This is a genomic window from Simiduia sp., from assembly GCF_058345725.1.
On sequence record NZ_JBTUOC010000021.1, the window covers coordinates 1 to 11,919 of the forward strand.

Here is an 11,919-nt window from a genome sequence, read left to right on the forward strand (position 1 = left end):
GGGCTTTGGTTAGCAAAGGCTGGGCTGGTTGTGTTGCCGGTCATCAGCACATCCACCGACCCCAGTTCATTGACAGTGTTGTAAACCCGCACCTGTGCATTGGCATTGGCGTTGGTGTATTTGTAGACAAAGGTCGATGACGACATTTGATCCAAAACCAGGCCGCCACTTTCGGCGTCATCGCGCAGTATTAGCGAATAGGTATAGCCAAGGGTAAATGGCACCGCCGACGTAGTTAACAATAAATCACCGGTGTAGGCGTCCACCACGTAAAACACGTAACTGTCTGGCTCCAGGCTGGTAAATTCGGATTGCGCCGCAACGCCTAGGGTCGCGAACAATTGTGCCGACGCCTGCCCTTCGCCCGACAAACCGTAATAGATTTCCAATTGATCATAGGTGTCGGATAAATTAAAGGCCTGCACCTCAAACAAGTCGTCGTCCAGATCGGCGTCGGGCGAGTAGGTGTAGTGAGCCAGTGTTGGCCCGGCGTAGTCGCCGGTTAGCACGTACAAATGATAGTGGTCGGCCTCAAAGGACACGGTTTCGCTGAGTATTTCCACGAAAGTACTGGCGTCGTTTGGATTGAGTCGTTCAACGGTGAGCTGGTATTCATCTGGCGTGAGACTGGCGCGCACGGTGGCATCGCCGTAGGGCGCCGTCGACACCAGATCGCCATCCAGATAAAAGTAAGTGGTCGACGCGTTGGGCGATGCATTGTAAAACTGCACATACCCTAAGCCGGTACTTGTGGTGCTGGTATCGCTGTCGTCATCGTCGTTCAGACACCCTGTTAGCAAGGGCAACACGCCCGCAATACACCACCATACACCCGTTTTTAACCAAGCACTTTTAACCATGTGATAACCACCCTACAACGCTATTGAAATAAGGGCTGCATCATAGAGAGGGTCTGCGTGAAGTTAGGTTAAGTATGTTAAGGCTTTGTTGAGCAAGGTAAAGCACACCCGCCATTGCGACAGGTGTGCCGATCTGTTGCGATCAGAGAGCGCCGTAGAAGATCACGGCGCTGTGGAACAGCTGGCGCCGCCCAGGGTCGGAATCTCAACTGCCGTATTGTTACCTTTACTGAGCTGCATGCCAAAGCTCACGCTGGCGCCCGGTGCCACGGTACTGTTCCAACCCACAGGCGCGGCCTGATAGGGATTGGCGCCAGTCAGGGTGACATTCCAGGCATTGGTAATGCGCGCGTCGGAGTCGTAGTGCCAGCTAAGCTGCCAACCCTGCACCGGCGTACTGCCCGCGTTGGTCAGCACAACACTGGCAACAGCGCCCGTGTTCCACTCGTTTTCCACCCGGTATTCGCAGTGTAGCGGTGACGCCGGGCTGCTGTCGGACACAGTCACCTGCTGAGCGGTCGTATCGCTGAGCTGACCGTCCGACACGGTGAGCACCACTGTGTAGTTACCTGCAGCCGCGTAGGTGTGAACCAAGTGGGCTCCGCTGCCTGTTTGGCCGTCGCCCAGATCCCAACTGTAGGTCAATGTGTCGCCGTCTGGGTCTGTACTGTCGTGACCGTGAAAGGTTGCCTGCAAGCCATCAACAGCGACGCCCATATGGGCCACCGGCGGTAGGTTGTCTGCCTTGACGGTCACCGCCACATGGGCGGGGGCCGATTGCAAGCCGCTGTCGTCTATGGCGACAAAGTCAAAACCGTCTTGGCCGCTAAAATCGGTGTTTGGCGTGTACAGCCGCGCGGCACCAGAACCCGTTAGCTGACCATTCGCCGGCGGGTTTACCACACTGAAGTCCACCACCTGACCGTCCGCATCGGCACCGGTTAACTGTATGGCCAGCGCTTGATTGCGCTCGGTATACAGTGCCTGGCCATTGGCCACCGGGGGCGTGGGCCCATCGTTAAAGGCCAGATCGATACAACCGTGAAAGCGCTCAAAGGTAAAGTAGTTGCGTCCCCATTCGCCGTACACCACATGGTGGCCCGTGCGTGCGGGCAGCGTGCACTCGGTGGTGAAGGTGGATGCGCCTTTATCGGCGATCACTTTCGGATTGCCCGTGGGGTTGGTGTCGTCGTAGTTCAGCACGCAAAAGGCTTCGCTTTCGAAATCCGACCAAGCCAGCGGCGTATTCGGATCGAACACGAAATCCGGCTTGGTAATCCAGTAGCGAAACTCCTCTGTGTCGTCAAAGTGCGGGCCCCAGGAAATATTCCAGGTGATGTTTTTTGGGCCAGCCTGGGCGGGCTGCGTAGGCCATTGGGTGGGGGTGTCCCATGGCGTTGCACCGCCATGCCAAACTTCGCTGTCAAAACCACAGACGTTTGTGGGCAGGGGCGTTACCCCTTTGCGCCCCACATCGTGACTGAGCACACTCATGAACTGGTAACCGCCGTTGGAATCATTGGCGAAGGCATCCACACAGGCTTGGGTGGTTGCCTGATCGGGCTTTTCGTTTAATCCACACACGGCGTTGCGCGCCGGAGGATCGACCATCAGCCCATGGGCCTGCACTAGAACTGGCTGAAAGGCCATCAACACTCCCAGGGTCAACAGGTTGCGAGTAAACAGCTTTTTCTTGAATTGCGTTTTCATAGAGCGCTCCAATTGTTCAAGCTTTCAATATGTCTGTGCGTCGCACTGGCGTGCGCACAAGCAGGTAAAAAAGGCCCGATTAACATCGGGCCAAGAGGGCGCCGGGCGCAGGCCCGGCGATCAGTGGGTTTCGCTACTGGCAAACGTCGCCCGTCACTGTGACTACCGGTGCTGCTGTACCGTTGGGCTTGGAGCCCTGCATGCCAAATTCCACCGACTGACCTGGCTGTATCACGCTGTTCCAACTCAGCGGCGTGGCGGTATAGGGATTGCTGCCGGTGACATTGGCATTCCATCCATTCGTGCGCGCAACGCCCGCCGGGTAGCTCCAGCTCACAGTCCAACCATTTACCGGACTGCTGCTGTTGTTGGTCAGGCGAATGGTGGCCACGAAGCCGGTGTTCCATTCATTGTTCACCAGGTACTCGCAGGCAACGCCCGCCGGTGGGGCCGTCACCGACACCACTTGCGCGCTGGTGTCGGTATCGATGCCGTCACTCACCGTCAGGCTCACTGTGTAGCTGCCACTGGTGGCAAAGGTGTGGCTGGCACTCACACCGGTTTTGGCGACACCGCCAAAGTCCCACTGGTAGCTGAGCGCATCGCCATCGGCATCGCTGGAGCCCGAGCCGTCGGTCGACACGGTCAAACCACTGGTACTCGCGGTGAAACTCGCCACTGGCGCGGTGTTGGCTGGAGGCGTCTCGGCATTGAGAGTAATGCTGGCACTGGCGCTCAGGTCATTGCCCTGCGCATCCTGGGCAATCACTTCCACCAGGAAACTGCCGGTACTGTTGGGCGCGGTAAATGTGGCCGACCCGTTGACGCCGTTGGCCACTTCGCCACCACTGACCAGCACGCGCGCACTGGCCGCGTTGGCGAGTGCAAAGTTCACGGTTACCTGACTGCCGGTGTACACACTGCTGTTATTTACCGGGCTGGTAATCGACACAGAGGGCACTACCGGCTCCTCCACTGTGATAGTGACCTGCGCCGTATTAGACACGGCGTTGTCATTATCGGTGGCGGTGTAGGTGAAGCTGTCGGTGCCAAAGAAGCCGGCATCGGGCGTGTAGGTGCGCGAGGCACCCGTGCCAGTCACCACACCGTGGGCCGGTGCGCTGAGCTGGTAACTGCTGATGCTACCGTCCTGATCGCTGGCCGCCAGCGTTACCGTCACCGGCTGATCGGCAGCCGTTGTAACCTGCACGTCCTCCGCCACGGGCACGCAATTAATACCCGTTGAGCCCCCGCACGCCGGTGTAGGCTCTGCACCCCAGATAAGCTTGCTGCCATTGTATAGGGCAATTTTCGGCGCGTGTTTTTCGGCATTGGTGTAGTTGTCCCATGAGGGATCACCGGCATTTACCCAATCGGCGCTATCGCCCGTGGTGGGTAATGACAAACGGAATTGCACTTCTTTGCGGTGCGCCGACTGGCCGCCGGGGAAAATATCCACACCCGAAAAATCCACTTCGGTGTAATAAATATTATCGGACGGGTCGCCCCAGGGTTTAAGTTGCGACACACTGGTCGCCTGGCTATAGGCAGCGCTCACTGTGACATCGGCAGCCGTGTAGCCCTTGGCCATCTCCGCTGTCAAATCAATAAAATAGCGGAACTTGAGTTGATCGGTATTGGCGGCGGGCCAGGCAGAACGGTTGTACACCTTGGCTGCAATTTCCACATGCCGAGGGCCCGATGCATTGGTTTTTGCTTCGACGAAATATTCCAGGTCGCGCACTTCCGGCGCGGGGAAATTCGCCTCGGCGATAGGTGCACCGCCAAAATCCAAATACAAACGCGCGACCGCACCGGTAAAGCCGGAGTTGTAATCGGTAGCAACCTCATTGGCAATGTAATCGCCTCGGTCGTCCTCGTAGCTGTCGCCAGAACCTGGACCACCAACCAAGGCGCCCACCAACAGGTGACGGCTTTCAGTGGGCACGCTCAAGCTATCTGCCCAAGTGCCGTGTGCGCCCCGATGGTGGGGATTTTTGGGGCCATTGGCCGCCATGCCGATCTGGTAAGGAATGCCCATGGGATTATCGCCCAAGATGTATTCGAGCTGCCCAACGGCAAAGTCGTAGTAGGTTTGCGCGCGCGCATTCGCCGGATTTTTCGACTTCAGGTAGTCGGAATAAATCAAAGCAATGAAGGCCGTATTAGAGGCATAGCGCGTGGCGCCCCAGGTATCCAATTGCGCCAGCCCGCCGGGCGTGTATTTCACGCGATTGCCGTTGTATCCCGTAGTCCAGTAATCCAGCCAGCGCTCGGCGTCGGCTTCGTACTCGGCGTCACCGGTCAGCTGCGCCATCAGCACGTAGGAGCCGTAGCCTTTATCGTCCCAGGCGTGCGTCCATTTGTAGGACTTCACCGTGGATTGCTGCTCGGTGTTTAAATTCGCGTAGGCGGATTTTGCGGTATTCAAATACGCTTGCTCGCCGGTGGCGCGGTGCAACCAAATGGCAGACCAAACCAGCTCATCGTTGTAACCACTCCAGGAGTTGTAAAAGGCAGTCGCGTCGGTAATGCAATCGCTGTACTTGCCCTTGTAGGTGTGGGCAAAGGTATACAATTCGCGCGCGTGGCTTAGGAGGTTCGCGCTGTAGGCCGGGTCGTCTTGCTGAAACACCATGGCAATAGCCGCCAGCGCCGCGGCCGTTTCACCGGCAATGTCTGAACCGGGACAGCTGGCATCCACTTTATAGGCGGGGCGATTGCTCGCGGCCCGCTCGGTCAGATGCACCACTTCGGGCGAGCCCCACCAAGCGTGATCGGCACTGCCGGAACCCACTTGCCCATAGAGTTCGTTGGGCGCTGTGTGGGCACTCACAAAATAGTCCGCGACAAAACGCAGATTATTTTTTATGTGCACCATCTGCCCGGTTTGCTCGTAGGCTTGTGGATACTCAAGTACACCCCAGGCCAGCATGGTGGCAGAGGCCGCCATGGGGAAGCCAAATTTGACGTGGTCGCCGGCGTCAAACCAGCCACCCGAAAGATCGACGCCCACATCTTGTCCATCATTGAGCACCGCGTCGCCGCGCCACTCAACGCGGTTCCACTCGGGCAGCTGCCCGGCTTGTTGCGCCTCGTAAAAATAGATGGATTTTTGTAGCGCTTCGCCGTAATTGGGCGCCGCCGATGCATGCACTGTCCAAAAAGCCGTAGCGGCGATGGCAGTCGCCTTGGTCAATGTTTTCAATTTCATTGTTATGTCCTGTTACGCTATGTGGTATGTGGCGGCTCGCAAACGAGCCGTCCGTATGTGTGGTAAAAATACTCGCCTATAGACCCAAGGGCTCAAGCCCACCGTTTTGGTAGTGTTGCTTGACGGTGATGCCGGACTGCCCCAAGGGAATCTGATGATCCAACCCGATAAACTGGCCGTTGCCGTTTTGCCAAAGCACGGGTTTTAAAATGCTGTACTTAGCTTCGTCCCAGGTTTTCCAGTCGTGCTCAAGAAGGCCACCCGTGTCGCCCGAGTTGGGGTTTAGGGTCCAGAAGGTATGGTGAATCTTGTAGTCGTCCATGAGCGAACGCAGCGCCAGTAGCCAGGTTTCATTGTCGCCGCCGTCCAAGAATCCACCCCACTCGCCCATTAACAACGGTGAAATTTCTTCGGTGTGTAGATACAGCCAGTTGTCGGCCCACACGTCGGCGATAAGCGTCTGCTTGCTAAAGCCGGGATAGAACCAAGGCTGACGGTGAACCAGCGGCCCGTAGTCGTGGGGCGAGTACATGATTTTGTGGGCAAAGCCCGGCACCTGCACGGGATGATCTTTAGCGCCGCGCAGATTGCCGCCCCACCAATTAAAGTGGTAATCGTCCTCGACGCGCGAATCCCAGCTGACACCGTCGATGGGATATACCTCGATGCCCTCCACCAAGATCAATACCTCTGGATGCACTGCCAGAATAGCGGCGGCGGTTTTTTCCGCGACGTGCTTCCAGTTGTTGGCATCGGTTGAGCTGTCCCACTTGGCGAACAATGCATCGCTGTGCGCTTTACCGTGCGGTTCATTTTCCAGATCGAAACCAATCACCGTGTCGTCGTTTTTATAGCGATTGGCCAGCCAGACCCAGGTATCGATGAACACCTGTTCGGTAATATCGCCCTTACTCCAGGTGGGATAGATATGGCCCATATTGTCGATATGCGGCGAGTGCGCATCCAACAGCACTTTCATGCCATGGCACTTGGCAGAGGCAATAAAGGCGTCAAATATTTCCAGACTGTTCATGCCCACTAATTCTGGGTTGGCGTGGGTGTTCACGTTAGTGGTAACAAAGACACCGTTCATCCACTCATGCACCAGTTCGGTGGCAAAGGGCACGCGAATCAGGTTGATCCCACGCTCGGCCATGGCCGCCAAGGTGTCGTCCATGTTAGCGCTCCAAAGCCCATGGAAAACGCGCTCGGTGGTATTGAAACCGAACCAGTTGGCGCCTGTTAACCAAACCGCCTGTCCTTCCTGGTTCACGATTTTATTACCGGCCACACTAAGCCAATCATCGTCCAGCGCGCCTTCACAGGCCGTCGGTGTTGGTGTCGGCGTCGGTGTTGGTGTTGGCGTCGGTGTTGGCGTTGGTGTCGGTGTTGGTGTTGGTGTTGGCGTTGGTGTTGGTGTCGACTGACCGTTAAAGACTATCTCCGCCGGCAGCGTGGCATTGCCCGGCTCGGCGATGAATCCAAAATTCACCGACGCGCCTGGTGCTACACCGCCGTTGTAATCCAGATTACCGATGACATACCGGCTGCCCTCCTGGGAAATAATTCGGGCATTCCAGATCTGGTTTATTTGGAACTGTGCATCGAATGTCAACGTCCAACCAGATACGGCGGTCGCGTCGTCGTTCAATATTTCTGTGGCGCCCTGAAAGCCAGAGCCCCAATCGTTGGCGCTGGACATGGTGACGGTCGCGGCTTCGGCCAGCGGCGTCAGCCCTATCAGCAGCGATAGCGTCAATAGTGATTTCTTCACGAGTTAACCTCTCATTGCAAAACATTTGTTGTGATTATGGTGTTCGTCGCCCATTGATTCGTCAGGCGCAGGCGTAGACTAAGGCCGCCGCAATCTGGCCGTCGTCTTAAAGGCGGCATTGCGTCGTGCCAAACGTTTCACTTGCGCGCAATGGGGTTTAGATGCGCGCAATTTGGGCGCCCAATTGAGCTACTTGGGACGTTTTTATCAGACAAAAAAATCGCACAGGTCAAATTTGTGAAGCAGCGCAAATCGCACCTGGCAGACGCGCAAGAAGCTTGAACTTCCGAATCGCTCAACTTATAGTCAATGAGACCTGAAGATTAAGGGATTGCGACCCAGGGTGTGTACGTACGTACTAATTTTCGTTGATTTGAAAAGACTTCGGCCGTTAAAACTGATGGCCGCCGCATAACAAAAAGGTCAGATCACTATGCACCAGGTGTTATTCAATACCCATGACCTCATTTTGCTGTTTACCATAGGCGTGTCGCTTCTTGCCGCACTTTGCTATGGCTTGCACTCGACGTTTACGTTGGGAAAAAAAATATTTGCAGCAGTTTTTTTTGTTAGCAGCGCCTCCATTGCCATGGATACGCTCGTTAATTTCGGCGCAGCTTTTCACGATTTTGTACTGCGCGAAGCGCCCCAAATTATTTACGTGTTTGAATTTGGCAGTTGGCTGCAGGCGCCTTGTGCCTACTGGTTTATCCGCAGCCAGGTTGATGCCGATTTTAAATTTACACGGTCTGAACTGTGGCTGCTGTTGCCCTTCGCTCTGGCCAGTTGCCACCAAGTAATCGCGTACCACAGTCTGTCTACCGCTGAAAAAATTGCCCTGCAAAGCAGTCGCGATTTGCTTGGCACTTCGATCACCATCTTTTTAGTGCAAACTGCGCGAGAGGTGTTTCGCTTTGCCCTGGCAATATGGGGCCTGCACTGGGTACTGCGCTTTGTCGCCGTCCAGCCCTCCAATCCCTGGCTGTGGTGGCATAGCTTGGGCTTTTGTGTACTCAATGCACTGGGCTTGACCATTGCCGTGCTACTGACCTATCAAGTGTTCTATCAGGTCAGCCTACCCATCGGTGAACTGGGACTTAGTCAGAACTATTTGACCCTGGTATATATTGCGGGGCTATTGGTCTTTGTCCATTACACCGCCTGTCGCAACGCTTGGCCGGTACCGCAGCGACTGGCAAACCCACCAGGCCGCCCCCAATCAGCCGTCAATCCCGTTTACGTACACGCGCTGGAACCCTTGATGCGCGAAGAAAAAGTCTACACAGACCCAGAGCTGTCACTCGAACGACTGGCTCAGCGCATTGGTGTGAGCCCGCGCACCTTGTCTTCTGTAATTAACGGCCACTACGGCTGCAGCTTTTTCGAATACATCAATCGCTATCGCCTGGAGGAGGCGAAGCGCCTGTTGGCGGCGTCCGAACACACGGTATTGGATGTGATGTACGAAGCCGGTTTCAGCTCCAAAGCCACGTTTAACGGCTTGTTTAAGCGCTGTGAGGGCATTACACCCAGCCAGTACCGGCGCTCGCGGCAATCCAGCTACCCGCTGCAATAACGCCCATCCACCGATCATCGTGCTAAACTGCGCGGCTTCAGCACCGCCAAGGGGCGCGTGCCCGTGCCGTTAACTCAACAGGGAGGTCTATTGTGCACATCACGATCGTTGGAACAGGTTACGTGGGGCTGGTTTCAGGCGCCTGCTTTGCCGATATGGGCAACAAAGTCACCTGTGTGGATGTTGATGCCGACAAGATTGCGCGGCTGCGTAACGGCGAGATTCCCATTTACGAACCCGGCCTGGAAGCGGTGGTCAAGCGCGGTATTGAGCTGGAACTGCTCACCTTTACCACCTCACTGCCGGAGGCCATGCAGGCCTCCGATATCTATTTTATAGCCGTGGGTACGCCGCCCGGCGAAGACGGCTCCGCCGATCTGAAATATGTACTGAGCGTGGCCCGAGAAATAGGCCAGAATTTGCAGGACTACGCCGTCATTGTGGACAAATCCACGGTGCCTGTGGGAACGGCGGATAAGGTGCGGGCAGCAATTCAATCAGAGCTCGATAAGCGCGGGATGACTATTCCCTTCGATGTGGTGAGTAATCCCGAGTTCCTGAAGGAAGGCGCCGCCGTCAGTGACTTCATGAAACCCGACCGCATTGTCGTCGGCGCCGAAAGCGCGCGCGCACGCGAGATCATGGGCGATCTGTACAAGGACTTCTCGCGCAATCACGACAAAGTGATGTACATGGGCGTGCGCGATGCCGAGATGACCAAGTACGCAGCCAACGCCATGTTGGCCACTAAAATTTCCTTTATGAATGAAATTGCCAATCTGTGCGATGCACTGGATGTGGACGTGGAAGCGGTGCGCCACGGGATTGGGTCGGATTCGCGCATCGGCTACTCGTTTATCTATCCCGGCTGCGGCTACGGCGGCTCTTGTTTTCCCAAGGACGTACAAGCCCTGGTGCGGATGGCAGATTCCGTTGCGTTCGATGCCAAATTACTCAATGCCGTAGAGGCACGCAATCTCGCACAAAAGCAGGTACTGGCAGCTAAAGTACAACGTCACTTGGGCGGCGATCTAAACGGCAAGACTATCGCCATCTGGGGCCTGGCCTTTAAGCCAGCCACCGACGATATGCGCGAGGCGCCGTCAATTCCTTTGATTAACAGTTTGCTGGCTGCCGGTGCCAAGGTACGCGTGCATGATCCAGAGGCCATGGAAACGTCTAAACGCGAGTTTGCACCGAAATTTGTAGAGGATGGTCAGTTAATTTACTGCGACCACCACTATGATGCCACTGAATCCGCCGACGCTCTGGTGTTGGTAACCGAGTGGAAACAGTATCGCCAGCCGGATTTCAATAAGTTGAAAACGCAATTGCGGGCAGGGCTTATTATCGATGGCCGCAACATTTACAGCCCCAGCAAATTAAAGCAGCAAGGGTTTACCTACGAGGGCATTGGCCGGCGTTAAACTCAAGTAAAAGTCACAAAAAAACCGCCCTGAGGCGGTTTTTTTGTGCTTAGCACTTGCTTACTTATCCGCTTTTTCAGCGGGAACTTTGGCAATCAGCTCGCGGAATTTACGCAGCGATTGCAGGTGCGTGAAAATCAACTCCAAGCCGTCGTTCTTCAACAACTCAGCCAATTTTTCGCTGTCTAGCGCCTTTAGCTTTTCGCGGTTAACCGCCAAGAAGCCGCCCAGGCGAATTTTTTCGCCGCCGTCGTTGGGGGTGAATTGCGCTTCCATGGGCTCAAGTAATTCCCACTCTTGCAGACGCTTACAGAAAGCCTGTGTCCGCGCAAAGTTCATCTGGTACTCCTTCAGGAACTCCAGCACTTTGCCCAGGTATTCTGTTTGCTTGCCCTCGTCGTCAAACAAACGCTCGCCCTTACCTTCTTTGCTGCAACCCGGGTAGGTTTCATCGATGCACAGCAGGAAGTTGGCACCCTCGTCGTTGCTTGAAAAAACGAAGGGGTAGCGGCGGAAGAACGCAGGCAGGTAGTTGCCGGTAAACTTTCCGTCGGCATCGATAAACAAGTTTTGCTCAGGCTTCACACCCATCACCGCCAGGGGCAGCACATTGTCGCCATTTTTGGTGAACACCACCGGGAAATTTTCTGCCGCATTAAAAAATTCAACCGCCGTCAATGGCACAGAATTAACGGTTTTGGCAAAACTTAAATCACCGGTAGGCTCGATGCCCCAGTTGCGGTGGCGCTCGCTGGAGATGGGGGTAGCATTGCCGTAAATCAAAAGTTGCTTAGTCACAGAAAGTCTCTCTTATTTATCCGTTGATTGCGTAGTGTCTTCCTTGGCTTTGCGCAAGGACTCGTATTGATCCGGGTCTAAAAAAGTCAGACACAGGTTCATCTCTTTATTTTGGGTTGGTATCAACACCAACACCATGACATTGTATTCACCGGCTTTTTCAATCACGCCGGGCTTGTGCACCAGTATATTGCCGTTCTCACTGGTGAGAAAATTTAGGTCCTGACGGGCGCTGATGGCCTGGCCTATATTCTGCAGCATGGCCTGTAAAATGGCTTTGAACACCGGAAAGCCAAACTGCCCGCGAAATTCCTTGCGATCCAACGATACATTCAGCTGGATGGTGAGCGCATCGCCCACAGTCATAGTGCCGGCGGGCAAGGCATCTTCTTCTTTCAGTTGCTTGAATAGCTTTTTGCCGTGTTCGTCGCCTTTAGCAATAAACCCGCCGTGCAGGACGTTGCAGGCCAAATTGACGACCTCGGGGATATTGATGGTGACCTGTGGCTTGGCCGCGGCCGCCTCTGGCTGCTGAGTTTGTTCTTCTGTCATTATTCTAA

At 55.3% G+C, this 11,919-nt stretch carries 8 protein-coding genes; 2 read left to right on the forward strand and 6 right to left on the reverse strand.

Annotated features, from left to right (window positions below; all coding sequences use genetic code 11):
* From ACW8F6_RS05020 to ACW8F6_RS05035, 4 genes are all read right to left on the reverse strand, one after another.
* Nucleotides 1-860: DUF4397 domain-containing protein (locus tag ACW8F6_RS05020; RefSeq protein ID WP_491574754.1), on the reverse strand; the 860-nt coding region annotated here is incomplete at its 3' end.
* 162 nt (nucleotides 861-1,022) lie between these two features.
* Nucleotides 1,023-2,570, reverse strand: a complete 1,548-nt coding sequence (locus ACW8F6_RS05025; RefSeq protein ID WP_491574755.1) for a lytic polysaccharide monooxygenase — start codon at nucleotides 2,568-2,570, stop codon at nucleotides 1,023-1,025.
* 133 nt (nucleotides 2,571-2,703) lie between these two features.
* Nucleotides 2,704-5,784 carry a glycoside hydrolase family 9 protein gene (locus ACW8F6_RS05030; protein WP_491574756.1) on the reverse strand — a complete coding sequence of 1,027 codons (3,081 nt, stop codon included), beginning with the start codon at nucleotides 5,782-5,784 and terminating at the stop codon, nucleotides 2,704-2,706.
* A 76-nt stretch (nucleotides 5,785-5,860) separates the two neighbouring features.
* The gene (locus ACW8F6_RS05035) at nucleotides 5,861-7,558 is read right to left on the reverse strand and encodes a cellulase family glycosylhydrolase (RefSeq protein ID WP_491574757.1); all 1,698 of its coding nucleotides are present in this window, start codon (nucleotides 7,556-7,558) and stop codon (nucleotides 5,861-5,863) included.
* Nucleotides 7,559-7,991: 433 nt separating this feature from the next.
* Here ACW8F6_RS05035 and ACW8F6_RS05040 point away from each other — a divergent pair, with 433 nt between their 5' ends.
* Together ACW8F6_RS05040 and ACW8F6_RS05045 are read left to right on the forward strand one after the other, a co-directional pair.
* Nucleotides 7,992-9,134, forward strand: coding sequence for a helix-turn-helix domain-containing protein (locus tag ACW8F6_RS05040; RefSeq protein WP_491574758.1), 1,143 nt, complete (start codon nucleotides 7,992-7,994; stop codon nucleotides 9,132-9,134).
* A 92-nt stretch (nucleotides 9,135-9,226) separates the two neighbouring features.
* Nucleotides 9,227-10,561: a UDP-glucose dehydrogenase family protein gene (locus ACW8F6_RS05045; protein ID WP_491574759.1), complete on the forward strand. Its 1,335-nt coding sequence runs from the start codon at nucleotides 9,227-9,229 to the stop codon at nucleotides 10,559-10,561.
* Between the two features lie 60 nt (nucleotides 10,562-10,621).
* Here ACW8F6_RS05045 and ACW8F6_RS05050 read toward each other — a convergent pair whose 3' ends face one another.
* Nucleotides 10,622-11,359, reverse strand: coding sequence for a SapC family protein (locus ACW8F6_RS05050; RefSeq protein ID WP_491574760.1), 738 nt, complete (start codon nucleotides 11,357-11,359; stop codon nucleotides 10,622-10,624).
* Nucleotides 11,360-11,371: 12 nt separating this feature from the next.
* The gene (locus ACW8F6_RS05055) at nucleotides 11,372-11,911 is read right to left on the reverse strand and encodes a hypothetical protein (RefSeq protein WP_491574761.1); all 540 of its coding nucleotides are present in this window, start codon (nucleotides 11,909-11,911) and stop codon (nucleotides 11,372-11,374) included.
* Nucleotides 11,912-11,919 lie beyond the last annotated feature (8 nt).